General features: G+C 70.9%; 15 protein-coding genes. 8 read left to right on the top strand and 7 right to left on the bottom strand.

Annotated elements, in window-relative coordinates; all coding sequences use genetic code 11:
• Window positions 1-21: 21 nt before the first annotated feature.
• Window positions 22-687: a leucine efflux protein LeuE gene (gene leuE / locus OG392_RS22615; protein WP_329282228.1), complete on the bottom strand. Its 666-nt coding sequence runs from the start codon at window positions 685-687 to the stop codon at window positions 22-24.
• A gap of 59 nt (window positions 688-746) precedes the next feature.
• Window positions 747-2327, bottom strand: coding sequence for an acyl-CoA mutase large subunit family protein (locus OG392_RS22610; RefSeq protein WP_329282226.1), 1581 nt, complete (start codon window positions 2325-2327; stop codon window positions 747-749).
• Window positions 2328-2451: 124 nt separating this feature from the next.
• Between OG392_RS22610 and OG392_RS22605 the strand changes: the two genes are divergently transcribed.
• Window positions 2452-3351: a L,D-transpeptidase family protein gene (locus OG392_RS22605; protein ID WP_329282224.1), complete on the top strand. Its 900-nt coding sequence runs from the start codon at window positions 2452-2454 to the stop codon at window positions 3349-3351.
• A gap of 179 nt (window positions 3352-3530) precedes the next feature.
• Here OG392_RS22605 and OG392_RS22600 read toward each other — a convergent pair whose 3' ends face one another.
• A complete protein-coding gene (locus tag OG392_RS22600; RefSeq protein ID WP_329282221.1) occupies window positions 3531-4658 on the bottom strand; it encodes a hypothetical protein in 1128 nt (375 codons plus the stop codon).
• Window positions 4658-5347, bottom strand: coding sequence for an RNA polymerase sigma factor (locus OG392_RS22595; protein WP_329282220.1), 690 nt, complete (start codon window positions 5345-5347; stop codon window positions 4658-4660). Before OG392_RS22595 ends, OG392_RS22600 begins: the two co-directional genes overlap by 1 nt.
• Before the next feature lie 385 nt (window positions 5348-5732).
• Between OG392_RS22595 and OG392_RS22590 the strand changes: the two genes are divergently transcribed.
• Window positions 5733-6476 (top strand): Clp protease N-terminal domain-containing protein, encoded by a 744-nt coding sequence (locus OG392_RS22590; protein WP_329282218.1) that lies wholly within the window; start codon window positions 5733-5735, stop codon window positions 6474-6476.
• Window positions 6477-6483: 7 nt separating this feature from the next.
• Here OG392_RS22590 and OG392_RS22585 read toward each other — a convergent pair whose 3' ends face one another.
• The 3 genes from OG392_RS22585 to OG392_RS22575 form a co-directional block, all read right to left on the bottom strand.
• The gene (locus OG392_RS22585) at window positions 6484-7053 is read right to left on the bottom strand and encodes a hypothetical protein (RefSeq protein ID WP_329282216.1); all 570 of its coding nucleotides are present in this window, start codon (window positions 7051-7053) and stop codon (window positions 6484-6486) included.
• 66 nt (window positions 7054-7119) lie between these two features.
• Entirely contained in the window at window positions 7120-7755 is a 636-nt protein-coding gene (locus tag OG392_RS22580) for a DUF4328 domain-containing protein (RefSeq protein WP_329282214.1), read from the bottom strand.
• Window positions 7756-7848: 93 nt separating this feature from the next.
• Entirely contained in the window at window positions 7849-9471 is a 1623-nt protein-coding gene (locus OG392_RS22575) for a beta-N-acetylhexosaminidase (RefSeq protein ID WP_329282212.1), read from the bottom strand.
• 228 nt (window positions 9472-9699) lie between these two features.
• Between OG392_RS22575 and OG392_RS22570 the strand changes: the two genes are divergently transcribed.
• From OG392_RS22570 to OG392_RS22545, 6 genes are all read left to right on the top strand, one after another.
• The gene (locus OG392_RS22570) at window positions 9700-10269 is read left to right on the top strand and encodes a 2-oxo-4-hydroxy-4-carboxy-5-ureidoimidazoline decarboxylase (protein ID WP_443055090.1); all 570 of its coding nucleotides are present in this window, start codon (window positions 9700-9702) and stop codon (window positions 10267-10269) included.
• A gap of 192 nt (window positions 10270-10461) precedes the next feature.
• Entirely contained in the window at window positions 10462-10842 is a 381-nt protein-coding gene (gene sdhC, locus OG392_RS22565) for a succinate dehydrogenase, cytochrome b556 subunit (protein ID WP_329282208.1), read from the top strand.
• 8 nt (window positions 10843-10850) lie between these two features.
• Window positions 10851-11330: a succinate dehydrogenase hydrophobic membrane anchor subunit gene (locus tag OG392_RS22560; protein WP_030318423.1), complete on the top strand. Its 480-nt coding sequence runs from the start codon at window positions 10851-10853 to the stop codon at window positions 11328-11330.
• Window positions 11331-11355: 25 nt separating this feature from the next.
• Window positions 11356-13110 (top strand): succinate dehydrogenase flavoprotein subunit, encoded by a 1755-nt coding sequence (gene sdhA / locus OG392_RS22555; protein WP_329282205.1) that lies wholly within the window; start codon window positions 11356-11358, stop codon window positions 13108-13110.
• Window positions 13110-13868, top strand: coding sequence for a succinate dehydrogenase iron-sulfur subunit (locus OG392_RS22550; protein WP_317874556.1), 759 nt, complete (start codon window positions 13110-13112; stop codon window positions 13866-13868). The genes sdhA and OG392_RS22550 overlap by 1 nt, the downstream gene beginning before the upstream one ends.
• Before the next feature lie 111 nt (window positions 13869-13979).
• Window positions 13980-14492 carry a hypothetical protein gene (locus tag OG392_RS22545; RefSeq protein WP_329282200.1) on the top strand — a complete coding sequence of 171 codons (513 nt, stop codon included), beginning with the start codon at window positions 13980-13982 and terminating at the stop codon, window positions 14490-14492.
• Window positions 14493-14504 lie beyond the last annotated feature (12 nt).

Raw genomic sequence — 14504 nt, 5'->3', positions numbered from 1 at the left:
CGGCCTCACACGGTGTGAGGGTCAAGCGGCACTGCTGAGGGAGAGCTTCGCGGCGAAGCCGAGGAAGAGGGCGCCGGCGGCGGAGGTGGCTCCCGCCGAGAGCCGACGGCGGCGGCGGAACGCGGCGGCCAGCCGGGTGCCGCCGAATATCAGCATCGTCAGATAGAGGAAGCTGCCGATCTCCAGGAGCGTGCCGAGCACCAGGAAGGAGAGGGCCGGGTAGGCGTACGCCGGGTCCACGAACTGCACGAAGAAGGAGATGAGGAAGAGGATCGCCTTCGGGTTGAAGAGGCTGATGACGAGCGCCCTGCGGTACGGGTTCTCCCCCGGCCCGGCCGTGGCCTCCTCGGTCCCGTCGTCCGCCGTCCGCTCCACCTCGCCGCGCGAGCGCCACATCTCCCGGGCCGAGCGCAGCATCCCGTACGCCATCCAGGCCAGATAGCCCGCGCCCGCGTACTTCACGATCATGAAGAGCAGGGGGGTGGTCTGGAGGAGGGACGCGGCGCCGAGGGCGGCCAGCGTCATGAGGACGGCGTCGCCGGTGAAGACTCCGGCGGCGGCCCGGTAGCCGGTCCGCGTGCCCTTGCGGGCGGCGACGGACAGCACGTACAGCGAGTTCGGCCCCGGCAGGAGGATGATGAGGACGAGACCCACGAGATAGGTCGGAAGATCGGTGACACCCAGCATGAAGCGGAGTGTCGCATGTCAGTACGACACTCCGCCTGCGTGTTTCGTATCGCGGAAGATCAGAAGGCGTCGGTCGGGACGTAGGTGCCCCAGACCTCCCGCAGTGCGTGGCAGACCTCGCCGACGGTGGCGCGGGCCCTGAGGGCCTCCTTCATCGGCGGGAGGACGTTCTCCGTCCCCGCGGCCGCCCTCCTCAGGTCCGCGAGGGCCTCGTCCACCGCCTCCTGGTCGCGGCCTGCCCGCAGGGCGGCGAGGCGTTCGGCCTGCTGGGCCTCGATCGCCGGGTCGACGCGCAGTGGCTCGTACGGCTCCTCGATGTCGGCCGTGAAGCGGTTGACGCCGACGACGACCCGTTCGCCGCTGTCGGTCTCCTGCGCGATCCGGTACGCCGAGCGCTCGATCTCGCCCTTCTGGAAGCCCCGCTCGATGGCGCTGACCGCGCCGCCCATGTCCTCGACCCGGCCCATCAGCTCCAGCGCGGCGGCCTCGACGTCGTCGGTCATGCTCTCCACGACGTACGAGCCCGCGAAGGGGTCCACGGTCGCGGTCACGTCCGTCTCGTACGCGAGGACCTGCTGGGTGCGCAGGGCCAGGCGGGCGGACTTGTCCGTCGGCAGGGCGATGGCCTCGTCGAAGGAGTTGGTGTGCAGCGACTGCGTCCCGCCGAGCACGGCGGCGAGGCCCTGGACGGCGACGCGGACGAGATTGACCTCGGGCTGCTGGGCGGTCAGCTGCACCCCCGCGGTCTGGGTGTGGAAGCGGAGCATCAGCGACTTGGGGTTCTCCGCGCCGAACTCGTCCTTCATGACCCGGGCCCAGATCCTGCGGGCCGCCCGGAACTTCGCGACCTCCTCCAGGATCGTCGTGCGGGCCACGAAGAAGAAGGAGAGCCGGGGGGCGAAGTCGTCCACGTCCATCCCGGCGGCGACGGCGGTCCGTACGTACTCGATGCCGTCGGCCAGGGTGAACGCGATCTCCTGCGCGGGCGAGGCGCCCGCCTCCGCCATGTGATAGCCGGAGATCGAGATCGTGTTCCACTTCGGGATCTCGGCCCGGCAGTACTGGAAGATGTCCGCGATCAGCCGGAGGGAGGGCTTGGGCGGGAAGATGTACGTGCCGCGGGCGATGTACTCCTTCAGCACGTCGTTCTGGATCGTGCCGGTCAGCCGGTCCGCCGGGACCCCCTGCTCCTCGCCGACCAGCTGGTACATGAGGAGCAGCAGGGCGGCGGGGGCGTTGATCGTCATCGAGGTGGAGACCTTGTCCAGCGGGATGCCGTCGAACAGGATCCGCATGTCCTCGACCGAGTCGATCGCCACCCCGACCTTGCCGACCTCGCCCGAGGCGATCGGCGCGTCCGAGTCGTGGCCCATCTGCGTCGGCAGGTCGAAGGCGACGGAGAGGCCCATGGTGCCGTTGGCGATCAGCTGCTTGTACCGGGCGTTGGACTCGACCGCGGTGCCGAAGCCCGCGTACTGGCGCATCGTCCACGGCCGGCCGGTGTACATCGACGGGTACACCCCGCGGGTGAAGGGGTACGCGCCCGGCTCGCCCAGTTTCTCCGCCGGATCCCAGCCCGCCAGCGACTCCGGTCCGTAGACCGGCTCGATGGGCTGTCCCGACTCCGACTCGCGCGCCATTGACTGTGCCTCCCGAAGAGATGGGCCCCTCCCCCAGCATGCGCGGATCGTGACCTGAGCGCGCGCAACCACGCGCGCGCGGGAAGCATCCCTAGGTACATACGAATCGTCCCGGGGGGCAACAATGAAGCGGTCTTCTTCCGTCATACGCAGAGTGGTTCTGGCAGCGGCCTCGGTGACTCTCGCCGCCGGCTGTACGGCCCAGGCCGCCGGCTCCGGAGGCGGCTCCGGGAGCCCGACGCCCTCGGCCTCCCGGCCGACCGCGAGCGCCCCGACCGACGCCCCTACGGAGGACGGCAAGCCCCCGTCCCCGTCGGCCACCACCGCGGCGCCCACGGAGTCGCCCTCCGGGACCCCTTCCGGGACTCCCTCCGGTTCTCCTTCCGGGGCGGCGAAGGTCCTGCTGGACGACGGCGACGAGAACGAGCAGGTCCGTGAGCTCCAGGCGCGGCTGCGGCAGCTCAAGCACTTCGACCGCGCGCCCACCGGTTTCTACGGGACGATGACGGCCGGCTCGGTCAAGGCCTTCCAGAAGAAGGAGGGGCTGCCCCGGACGGGTTCGGTCGACGGCACGACCTGGCAGCGGCTGCTCGACGCGAGCCGGAAGCCGACCGCTGACGAGCTGAAGCCGTCGACGACCAACCAGCTGGACACTCCCGACGCGCGGTGCATGACCGGCCGGGTGCTGTGCGTCAGCAAGGAGAGCCGGACGCTCGCCTGGATGATCGACGGCAAGGTCGTCTCGTCGATGGACGTCCGCTTCGGCTCGGAGAACACCCCGACCCGCGAGGGCATCTTCACCGTGGAGCGCAAGGTCCGGCAGGACTGGTCGCGGCTCTACCACACGCCCATGCCGCTCTCGATGTACTTCAGCCGCGGCCAGGCGGTGCACTACTCGGCGGACTTCGCGGCGCGCGGCTACAACGGCGCCTCGCACGGCTGCGTCAACGTCCGGGACCGGGCCAAGCTCACGACCCTCTTCGACCAGGTGAAGGTCGGCGACAAGGTCGTCGTCCACTGGTGACCGGGGGCCCCGTCCACCGGTGAGCCGGGAGGGGAAGGGAGAGGGCGCGGGTGGGACCGGGGGAACGTGTCCCACCCGCGCCATGTGCGCGGAGCCGTAGGTACGGGGGGAACCCCGGCTCACTGCGCGGCCGATGACCAGTCGGCACACTCAGTACTGCGCCGGCGGGTCCGGAAGTGTTACACCGGGAGCGGGACGCGTGCTCCGACGCCGATTCCGAGGGGCAGTACGGCGGTGAGTCCGGCGCTGCCGGGGGCCGGGGAACGGGCCGTGTCGCGGCGGTCCCGGCCGCTGTCGCCGTTCCGGCCGTCGCTCCCGTCGCCCTTGGGGTCGTCGTCGGACCCGTCCTTCGTGGCGTCCTTGTCGCTGCCGCCGTCGCTGCCGCCGTCCTCGGGCGCGGCAGTGCCGCCGCCCAGGATCCGGTCGCAGTAGCGGCGCAGGGTCTCGCCGTCGCGCAGGATGCTCGTGAGCCCCTTGCGGCCGGTGGCGTCGAGCTGCCCCGAGCGGAACGCCCGGCAGGCCTTGAGGACCCGTTCGCGGGACTTCGCCATGCTCGGGTCGCCGCCCGTGCCGTCGTTCGTGCCGGTGCCGCCGGTCTCCTTGCCCGGTCCGGTCGGGGCGGTGCCCGTTCCCGTGCCGGTGCCCGGTGTGCCCCTGTCCGGCCTCGGGCTGCCCGGGCCCTGGGTGTCCGTGCCGTTCCCGTCGGGGGATCCGGTGGACGGCGGGGTGGTGGCCGAGGGGGACGCGCCGGGTGTGCCGTCACCGCCGCCGCCCGGCTCCGTCGAGGGTGCCTCGGGGTCCTGGCGTATGCCGGGGTCCTCCGAGACGAGGGGGTCGGCGTTCTCCCCCGCCGTGACGGAGCTGGCGGGCGCGGGACCCACCATGGGCAGCACACCCGTTCCCGCGGCGACGGCGACCCCTCCCACGGTGACGGCGGCGACCGCGGCGGCGAGTCCGTACCGCAGGGAGCGTCCCCAGCGGGGCCGCCGGGCGGGCACGGGGGCGAGCCGCACCCGGCCGAGTTCGGCGTGTTCGGCGCGGTTCACGGTGGCCGCGGCGACGGGGGCGGCCGCTCGGGCGGCGGCGCGCTCCGCGTGCGCCGCGCGGAAGGCCGCGAGTGCGGCGGCCTCGCCCGGGAGTTCGGTGCGTGCGGCCGGAGGGACGGCCGGGAGGCGGGCCGCGTCGAGGGCTCCGGCCAGGCGCTCGGCCCGGGAGCGCGCGTGGTCGTCGACGGCTTCGACCGGCTCGCCGCGGAGCAGCCGCTCCGCGGCCTCCTGGTCGAGCCACTGGTACCGCTCGTCGGCCATCACATGTCCTTCTGCGTACGCGGACGCGATTGCGTCACACCGCCCGGGGCCACGGACCCCGGCACGCGCCCGCGTTGCGGAGGGACACCGTCCAGCGGTACGACGGCCTCACCGGCGCCGTCGGGGCCGGCCGGCTCGCCGTCGACGCCGAGGAGTTCGGCCAGCTTCTTGAGGCCGCGATGGGCCGCGGTACGGACGGCTCCGGGGCGTTTCCCCAGGGTGTCGGCGGCGGTCTTGGCGTCGAGGCCGACGACGACGCGCAGGACGACCGCCTCGGCCTGGTCCTGCGGGAGCTGGGCGATCAGCTGCATGGTGTGGCCGGTGGCCAGTGCCTCCAGGGCCTCGCCCGCGGTGTCGGACGCGGCGGGCTTGTCGGTGAGTTCGGTCTCGTCGGCGCCGACCGCGGGGCGCCTGCCGCGCATGCGGACGTGGTCGAGGGCCCGGTTGCGGGCGATCCGGGCGGCCCAGCCGCGGAAGCGGTCCGCGTCGCCGTCGAAGCGGTCGAGGTCGCGGGCTATCTGGAGCCAGGCCTCCGAGGCGACGTCCTCCGCCTCGGTGTCGCCGACCAGTGTGCGTATGTAGCCGAGCAACCGTGGATGCACGGCGCGATACACAGTACGGAACGCGTCCTCGTCCCCGTCCTGCGCAGCGAGCACCGCGGCCGTCAGCTCCGCGTCGTCCCCCAGCACTCCCCAAACCCTGTTCGTCGGTCGCGTCGTCGCCTCATCGCGGCTGGTCACCGCCGCCGCGCCGTCTCGCGCATCTGCACGCTACGTCGTGTCGCGGCGCCACGTCCACGCGGTCCGGGCTCTTTGTACAACTTGCAACCTTCGGGCGGTGGTGCGCGGCACGCCTCCGCCGCGGCCGCGGTGTGACACAAAGCGCACTCCCGGCGCTGAATGGAGTACGGAGCCGTGCTGCGGCTCCGTGGACGACGGCCGGGGTCTCTCCTGTGGGGGGTGGCGACCCCGGCCGTCTCCCTTTTTCTCCCCTCGGACCCCTCGGGCCGCTCACCCTTCACCCGAGTGTCAACCGAAGGTTGACAGTCCTCAACTGTCAACCTAGGGTTGCCTCATGACGCATCCAGTCGGCATGAATGTCCCTGTCCGCCTCGACGAACTCATCGAAGCGATCAAGAAGGTCCACCCCGACGCGCTGGACCAGCTCTCCGACGCGGTCATCGCGGCGGACCACCTCGGCGAGGTCGCCGACCACCTCATCGGCCACTTCGTGGACCAGGCCCGGCGCTCCGGCGCCTCCTGGACCGATATCGGCCGCAGCATGGGCGTCACCCGCCAGGCGGCCCAGAAGCGATTCGTCCCCAAGGACCCGGACGCGGAGAAGATGGACGCGAGCGCGGGGTTCGGCCGCTTCACCCCCCGGGCGCGGAACGTCGTCGTCTCCTCCCAGAACGAGGCCAGGAGCGCCGGGAACGACGAGATCTCCCCCGCCCACCTGACGCTCGGCCTGCTCGCCGAGCCCGAGGGGCTCGCGGCGCTCTGGATCACCTCGCGGGGCGTGACCGTCGACGAGGTCCGTGAGACCGTCACGGCGACCCTGCCGCCGCCCGCCGCCGAGATGCCCGCGCTCGTCCCGTTCGACACGGCGGCGAAGAAGGTCCTGGAGCTGACGTTCCGCGAGGCGCTGCGCCTCGGCCACAACTACGTCGGCACCGAGCACATCCTGCTCGCCCTCCTGGAGCACGAGGACGGTACGGGCGTACTGACCGGCCTCGGACTCGACAAGTCCACGGCGGAGCGGCAGATCGCCGAGACGATCGCCTCGGCGACGATCACGTCCCCGGAGGCGGCGTCCTAGGGCCTGGTCAGGCGGTGCGGGCCCGGCGGGAGACGACCGCGCGCAGCACCCGGCCGCCCTCGACGGAGAGTTCACGCGCCCGGCGCAGGCCGGTCGGGCCGTGGGCGACCGAGTCGAGGACGGCCTGCTGACGGCGGAGCTCTCCCGCGAGCAGCGGGCCCGCGCCGTCCGCGTCGCCGGCCTGGCAGCGCTCGACGAGGCCGTCGGGCACGTCGGCGGCGTCGTACCGCCCGTGCAGGGCGAGGGCCGTGGCCGAGCAGGCCGCGGCCCAGACGCGCAGGGCGTCGGCCGTCCAGGCCGTCGGGGCGAACGCGAGCATGCCGCGTACGGCCCCGGCGTCCGCGTCGTCGGCGCCCGGCTCCACGTCCAGTTCGACCTGGGCCTTGGCGACGGCCTCGCCCCAGGCCGCGCCGTCGCCGCGTGCGACGGCGGCCCACACGGGGCGCAGGGCGTCGCCCCGGTCACCGGGGAGCAGCGGGAGGCAGCGGTCGAGGCAGGCGAGACCGGCCGCGGCCAGGCCCCGCTCGTCGGCCCCGTCGATCAGTTCCAGCAGGCTCCGACCCGTCACCGACGTCATGGACGCCTCCTCGCCACCAGATACGGACGCAGTACGTCCCCTACTGCGCCGGACAGCGCTTTTTCGTCACTGCGCGGCCGGAATCATGCCAGTGGCCTTGGTGTGCTGCATAGAGGTCAGACGGCGGACGACGAGGATGGCGAGGACGGCGGCGACGATGTCGAGTCCGAAGCCGACGAGCGACCACTGGCTCGCGGCGTCGTAGTCGCCGGTGGTCTCCGCCGTCTTGAGCATCTGGCCGGAGGTCCAGTTCACGACGGTGCCGACGATCCAGCAGGTCCACCAGGTGTTGAGCAGCGTCAGCTCCCGCTTGCCGTCGGCGGCGTACGGCTCCCAGCGGCTGGCCCGCCAGATCTCCACGGCGACCGCCCGGGGGATCCAGAAGTTGCCGATGGGAATGAACCAGCCTCCGACGGCGTAGCCCGGCTTCCGGGTCTGCAGGTCAGCGGCCCAGACCTCGGCGTTCTTCCGCAGCCGGTGGAACCAGACGATGAAGACGATCCCCGTCGCCACGTACAGCGTGAACGACAGGCTGTACACCAGGTTCAGGTCGAGCGTCCCGAACCTCGTCGAATCCACGTACTCCGTCTCGTCGGCCGCCAGATCACGGATGTCGGCGAGACCGAGCAGGACGTCGAAGAAGATGTTGCCCCCGAGCAGGGCCACGACGGCGTGGGAAAGGCCGTTCGGATTGCGCAGCATGAGCATGTGGTCCCCCCCGGGATCCTGTGGCGGCCGGGCGGCCGCCGCCGGGGGAACGTACGCGATCCGGACCGATCCCGTCCACGTCGAAGATCACCGCAGCTGCGTCGCCAGTGCCGTGAACCGGTCCCACGTCAGGGTCGGCGTCCTGGCGTCCCAGACCTTCTGGGCGAGGGCCGTCAGCGGCATGCGGATGCCGTTCGCGACCTGGGCCGGGGTCTGGGCCGCCGACAGGTCGCACCAGACCGCGAACCGGGCGCCCAGGATCTGGGGGGCGTACCGGGCGGCGACCGGGGTCGTGCCGCGCAGGACCAGGGGGGTCCACTGCTCGTAGATGCGGCGGCCCGTGGGGTACGTGAACTGGTTGGGCTCGCCGAGGACGTAGTACAGGTACTCGTCGTTGAGGTTCACGACCTGGCGGCCCTCGGCCAGGTACTCGGAGGGCGGGCGCGCGCCGATCTCCTTGCCCGTCCAGTACTCGACCTCGATGCGCCGGTCCGCGGTGACGACGCCACCGCGGAAGAAGCCGTCGTTCCAGGCCTTGGCCGTCTTCCCGGCCGTGCGCACGACGGCGGCGCGGTCGTTCAGCCAGCCCTCCGCGAGGTCCTGGACGCCGGCCTGGGGCCCGTACTTCTGCCGCGCCGCCTCGGCCAGCTGCGGGTACGAGGCGGAGGGGCTGCGGACGGTCAGCGCCTGGTACTCGTCGGCGCCGACGTGGAACCAGCCCCCGGGGAAGAGCGCGGAGTACTCGCGCAGCAGATCGTCGACGATCTTCGCCGAGGCCGGCTTGGAGATGTCGATGGCGCCCTGCCGCGGCGTCCCCCGGACGTTGCGCAGCTGGAGGTCCGGGTGGGCGCGCAGGACGGCGCCGAGGTGTCCGGGCGAGTCGATCTCGGGCACGACGGTGATGTGCAGGCTCTGCGCGAGGGCGAGGATCCGGCGCACCTCGGCCTTGCTGAGGTGCTGGGCGGAGACGATCTCGGGGTGGGAGTCCGAGGCGATCCGGAAGCCCTGGTCGTCGGAGAAGTGGAGACCGAACTGGTTGAGCTTGAGGTCGGCCATCTCGCGGAGCCGGTCCTCGATCCAGCCGGCGGTGAAGAACTTGCGGGCGATGTCGACGTTCAGTCCGCGCTGGGGCTTCGCGGGCGCGTCGGTGACGACGCCCTCCGGCACCGCGCCGGTGGCCTTGACCGACTGCTTGAGGGTGCGGGTGCCGTAGAAGACCCCGGCCTCGTCGGGGCCGGTGATCCGGACCCGGTCGTCACGGACGGTCAGCGTGTACGACTCGCGGGCGCCGGTCCCGCCGAGCGCCAGCTCGACGTCCCCGGGCCCGACGGCGACGGTGCCGCGGTACGGGATGCCGAGCTCCCCGGCGAGGAGCCTGCCCTCGTCGGCGAGGCCCGGGCTGTTGGCCGCGACGACGACGCCCGCGGGGGCGGCGGGCTTCCAGCCGGGTCCGCGGGCGGCCTCGTGGTCGCGGACCGCGGGGATCGTGCGGGGCGCGGTGGAGAGCGGGTAGGTCCGGGTCGGCGTGGGCGTCGGGCTGGGCGGCGCGCTGGTGGGCGCCGCGCTCGTGGAGGCCGTGCCGGAGGGGGCGGCGGACGTCCCCGGGCCGGACGGCGATCCGCCGGAACAGGCCGCCACGGTGGCCAGTGCCACCGCCGTCGCCAGGAGTGCGGGGCCCTTGTGGGGCCCTCGTATGGAGTACCGCATCATTCGGAATCCTCCCGTACTGCGGGCGGTCCGGCCAATCGGGGGACGCGACGGCGCCGTGACCGGAACCCATGCGTCCATCACCTGTTCCGAAACTCTCCCTTCCGGGTGAAATTCGCGCATCCGTCGGACACTTCCCTCGTCCCGTCGGTAACGTTGCGTCACACCCACCCCATCGCGCCCGTCCCCCGCGCGAGCCGCCCCACCCGTCCCGGAGTACCGGAGCCCACGCTGACCAGCGACACCCATGTCCCCTGCCGCAAGCCGGGCTCCACGGACACGCCTGCCATACCCGCCCAGAGCCAGGGCCCCTCGGTCCGCGGTCTCGCGGGCTTCAACGCGGCCTCGCCCGTCGAGGCCGAGACCCTGCTCCTGTCCTGCTGCCACAGCCTCCGCTGGGCCGAACGGGTGGCGGCGCACCGTCCGTACCCGACGGTCGACGCGCTGCTCGCCGCCGCCGACGAGGCCGGGTACGACCTCTCCCGCGCCGATCTCGACGAGGCCCTGGCCGCCGAGTCCTCGGCACTGCCGCACCCCGACGCGCCGCCGGCCGCGCGGACCGCGCTGCGGGCCGCCCACGCCGCGTACGAGAGCAGCTTCGGACGCGCGTTCGTGATCAGCCTCGACGGAGTGAGGCCCGGGGAGCGTCTCGACCAGGTATTGGCAGGCATTCGGTCACGTCTCGGCAACGAACCGGAGGAGGAACGCGTGATCGCCGCCGACGAACTGAGGCGGCTCGCCCGCGCCCGGCTGGCGTTCCGACTCGCGGAGGCCCTCACACCGCGACACTCCGGGCCGTGAATCCGTCCGGAATACGGCGATTCCGGCCTGTGCGATAGTCCGTCCGTGCCTGTTTGATCACACCGATGGACCCCGCGCGAGCGAACCGACAAGTCGTCGCTACGATGACCGGGGCCGGTGGACCGTACCCGGCCGGGTCAGACCGACAGAGAAGCCGGCCGACCCTGATCCCCGCTCCCGGAGGGTTTTTCCGTGCCGGCTGGAACGCTGTACCGCGGCCGGGAAGGAATGTGGAGCTGGGTGGCTCATCGAGTCACCGGCGTCCTCATCTTCTTCTTCCTGTTCGTACACGTGCTGGACACCGCTCTCGTCCGCGTCTCCCCCGAGGCGTACGACGAGGTCGTCGCGACCTACAAGACGCCGATCGTCGCTCTCCTCGAGTACGGCCTCGTCGCTGCCATCCTCTTCCACGCGCTGAACGGTCTCCGTGTCATCGCCGTGGACTTCTGGTCCAAGGGCCCGCGCTACCAGAAGCAGATGCTCTGGACCGTCGTGGGCCTCTGGGTCGTGCTGATGGCGGGCTCGCTGTACCCGATCCTCGGCCACGCCGCACGTGAACTGTTCGGGAGCTGACGCCAGATATGTCCGCTGACACCACCTCCACCGCGATCGGTCCCGTCGAGGGCGGCGCCCACTACGACGTGGACAACCCCGCGCCGTACATCGAGGCCCCCCGCAAGCGCACCGGCAAGACCCCGCGCGCGACCCGCGGCAACTTCGAGATGGCCGCCTGGCTCTTCATGCGCCTCTCGGGCGTGGTCCTCGTCGTCCTGGTCCTCGGCCACCTGCTGATCCAGCTCTTCCTGGACGGCGGCGTCTCCAAGATCGGCTTCGCCTTCGTGGCCGGCCGCTGGGCGTCCCCGTTCTGGCAGGTCTGGGACCTGCTGATGCTCTGGCTCGCCATGCTGCACGGCGCCAACGGCCTCCGTACCGTCATCAACGACTACGCGGAGCGGGCCAACACGCGCCTGTGGCTCAAGGGCCTGCTGTACACCGCCACGGTGTTCACCATCCTTCTGGGCACGCTGGTGATCTTCACCTTCGACCCGAACATCCGCTAGGCACGGGGCTGAGGTAATCCACGACATGAAGATCCACAAGTACGACACCGTCATCGTCGGCGCCGGTGGCGCCGGCATGCGCGCCGCCATCGAGTCGACGAAGCGCAGCCGCACCGCCGTGCTGACGAAGCTCTACCCCACCCGGTCCCACACGGGCGCCGCGCAGGGCGGCATGGCCGCCGCGCTGGCGAACGTGGAGGAGGACAACTGGGAGTGGCACACCTTCGACACGGTCAAGGGCGGTGACTACCTGGTCGACCAGGACGCCGCCGAGATCCTGGCGAAGGAGGCCATCGACGCCGTCCTCGACCTGGAGAAGATGGGCCTGCCGTTCAACCGGACCCCGAACGGCACCATCGACCAGCGCCGCTTCGGCGGTCACTCCCGCAACCACGGCGAGGCCCCGGTCCGCCGGTCCTGCTACGCCGCGGACCGCACCGGCCACATGATCCTCCAGACGCTGTACCAGAACTGCGTCAAGGAGGGCGTGGAGTTCTTCAACGAGTTCTACGTCCTGGACCAGCTGATCACCGAGGTCGACGGCGTCAAGAAGTCCGCCGGCGTCGTCGCGTACGAGCTGGCCACCGGCGAGATCCACATCTTCCAGGCCAAGGCCGTGATCTACGCCTCCGGCGGCACGGGCAAGTTCTTCAAGGTGACCTCCAACGCGCACACGCTGACGGGTGACGGCCAGGCGGCCTGCTACCGGCGCGGTCTGCCGCTGGAGGACATGGAGTTCTTCCAGTTCCACCCGACGGGCATCTGGCGCATGGGCATCCTGCTGACGGAGGGCGCCCGCGGTGAGGGCGGCATCCTCCGCAACAAGGACGGCGAGCGCTTCATGGAGAAGTACGCGCCGGTCATGAAGGACCTCGCGTCCCGTGACGTCGTCTCGCGCTCCATCTACACGGAGATCCGCGAGGGCCGCGGCTGCGGTCCCGAGGGCGACCACGTCTACCTGGACCTGACGCACCTCCCGCCGGAGCAGCTCGACGCCAAGCTCCCGGACATCACCGAGTTCGCCCGTACGTACCTCGGCATCGAGCCGTACACGGACCCGATCCCGATCCAGCCCACCGCGCACTACGCCATGGGCGGCATCCCGACCAACGTCGAGGGTGAGGTCCTGGCGGACAACACCACCGTCGTCCCGGGCCTGTACGCGGCCGGCGAGGTCGCCTGTGTCTCCGTGCACGGCGCCAACCGTCTGGGCACCAACTCGCTGCTCGACATCAACGTCTTCGGCAAGCGGTCCGGCATCGCGGCCGCCGAGTACTCCGCCAAGCACGACTACGTCGAGCTGCCGGAGAACCCGGAGTCCCTCGTCGTCGCGACGATCGAGAAGCTGCGCAACTCCACGGGCAACGAGCGGGTGGCCGACATCCGCCGTGAGCTCCAGGAGACGATGGACGCCAACGTGATGGTGTTCCGCACGGAGCAGACGATCAAGACGGCCGTCGAGAAGATCGCCGAGCTGCGCGAGCGCTACGAGAACGTGTCCATCCAGGACAAGGGCAAGCGCTTCAACACGGACCTCCTGGAGGCCATCGAGCTGGGCAACCTGCTCGAACTGGCCGAGGTCATGGCCGTCTCGGCCCTGGCGCGCAAGGAGTCCCGCGGCGGTCACTACCGCGAGGACTACCCCAACCGCGACGACGTCAACTTCATGCGTCACACCATGGCGTACCGCGAGGTCGGCGAGGACGGCTCCGAGACCGTCCGTCTCGACTACAAGCCGGTCGTGACGACCCGCTACCAGCCGATGGAGCGTAAGTACTGATGGCTACCCCCGTACTGGACAAGGTCGAGGCGGAGTCCGCCGCCTCCCCGTACATCACGGTCACGATGCGGATCCGCCGCTTCAACCCCGAGGTGTCGGACGCGTCGGTCTGGGAGGACTTCCAGATCGACATCGACCCGAAGGAGCGTGTGCTCGACGCCCTCCACAAGATCAAGTGGGACGTCGACGGCACGCTGACCTTCCGTCGCTCGTGCGCGCACGGCATCTGCGGCTCGGACGCGATGCGGATCAACGGCAAGAACAGGCTCGCCTGCAAGACGCTGATCAAGGACATCAACCCCGAGAAGCCGATCACGGTCGAGGCCATCAAGGGCCTCACGGTCCTCAAGGACCTCGTGGTCGACATGGAGCCGTTCTTCCAGGCGTACCGGGACGTCATGCCCTTCCTGGTCACCAAGGGCAACGAGCCGACGCGCGAGCGCCTGCAGTCCGCCGAGGACCGCGAGCGCTTCGACGACACCACCAAGTGCATCCTGTGCGCCGCGTGCACGTCGTCCTGCCCGGTCTTCTGGAACGACGGTCAGTACTTCGGTCCGGCCGCGATCGTCAACGCGCACCGCTTCATCTTCGACTCGCGTGACGAGGCCGGCGAGCAGCGCCTGGAGATCCTGAACGACAAGGACGGCGTGTGGCGTTGCCGCACGACGTTCAACTGCACGGACGCCTGCCCGCGTGGCATCGAGGTCACGAAGGCGATCCAGGAAGTGAAGCGCGCGCTGATCACGCGTCGCTTCTGATCACTGAGGTTCCGGGGCCGGGTTTCCCGGCTCATGGTTCGGTGGTTCGGCCCGCTTCTGTACGCTGCGGCGTGCAGGAGCGGGCTTTTTCTTTGTGGAGGACGGGGACTGATGAGCGAGCCGAACCCTTACCGGTCGGAGGAGTACGAGTGGGGCCCCGGGCAGCAGCAGCCGGGCCAGCCCGCCTACGGGTACCCGCACCCCCCGGCGTACCAGCCGACCCTGCCCGGCGGGGTGCCGGTGCCGCCGCAGCAGGTGCCCGGCGTCCCGCAGGGTGGCGGCACGCCGCTGCTGAGCCTCGGTGACATCACCGTGGTGGGCGACCAGATCATCACGCCGGCCGGTCCGATGCCGCTCAAGGGCTCCGTGTGGAACGCGATGGACATGTCGCGGACCGAGGAGAAGATGCCCACGGTCGCGATCGTGCTCGCGGTCATCTTCTTCATCTTCTGCCTGCTCGGTCTGCTGTTCCTCCTGATGAAGGAGAAGACGACCACCGGCTTCATCCAGGTCACCGTGACCAGCGGCGGCAAGCACCACGCGACGATGATCCCGGCGCGCGGACCGGACACCATCCACTGGGTGATGGGTCAGCTGAACTACGCGCGGTCGCTCAGCATGTGAGCGGCCGTCGTC

Source organism: Streptomyces sp. NBC_00691 (genome assembly GCF_036226665.1).
Taxonomy (GTDB): domain Bacteria; phylum Actinomycetota; class Actinomycetes; order Streptomycetales; family Streptomycetaceae; genus Streptomyces.
Note: the sequence above shows the minus strand (reverse complement) of the source record. Positions and strands in the feature narration are given on the sequence as shown.

Bases quoted from the DNA above. Each gene is read 5' to 3' on its own strand.
- leuE (WP_329282228.1), bottom strand. From the start codon at position 687: ATGCTGGGTGTCACCGATCTTCCGACCTATCTCGTGGGTCTCGTCCTC.
- OG392_RS22610 (WP_329282226.1), bottom strand. From the start codon at position 2,327: ATGGCGCGCGAGTCGGAGTCGGGACAGCCCATCGAGCCGGTCTACGGA.
- OG392_RS22605 (WP_329282224.1), top strand. From the start codon at position 2,452: ATGAAGCGGTCTTCTTCCGTCATACGCAGAGTGGTTCTGGCAGCGGCC.
- OG392_RS22600 (WP_329282221.1), bottom strand. From the start codon at position 4,658: ATGGCCGACGAGCGGTACCAGTGGCTCGACCAGGAGGCCGCGGAGCGG.
- OG392_RS22590 (WP_329282218.1), top strand. From the start codon at position 5,733: ATGACGCATCCAGTCGGCATGAATGTCCCTGTCCGCCTCGACGAACTC.
- OG392_RS22585 (WP_329282216.1), bottom strand. From the start codon at position 7,053: ATGACGTCGGTGACGGGTCGGAGCCTGCTGGAACTGATCGACGGGGCC.
- OG392_RS22580 (WP_329282214.1), bottom strand. From the start codon at position 7,755: ATGCTGCGCAATCCGAACGGCCTTTCCCACGCCGTCGTGGCCCTGCTC.
- OG392_RS22575 (WP_329282212.1), bottom strand. From the start codon at position 9,471: ATGATGCGGTACTCCATACGAGGGCCCCACAAGGGCCCCGCACTCCTG.
- OG392_RS22560 (WP_030318423.1), top strand. From the start codon at position 10,851: ATGTCCGCTGACACCACCTCCACCGCGATCGGTCCCGTCGAGGGCGGC.
- sdhA (WP_329282205.1), top strand. From the start codon at position 11,356: ATGAAGATCCACAAGTACGACACCGTCATCGTCGGCGCCGGTGGCGCC.
- OG392_RS22550 (WP_317874556.1), top strand. From the start codon at position 13,110: ATGGCTACCCCCGTACTGGACAAGGTCGAGGCGGAGTCCGCCGCCTCC.
- OG392_RS22545 (WP_329282200.1), top strand. From the start codon at position 13,980: ATGAGCGAGCCGAACCCTTACCGGTCGGAGGAGTACGAGTGGGGCCCC.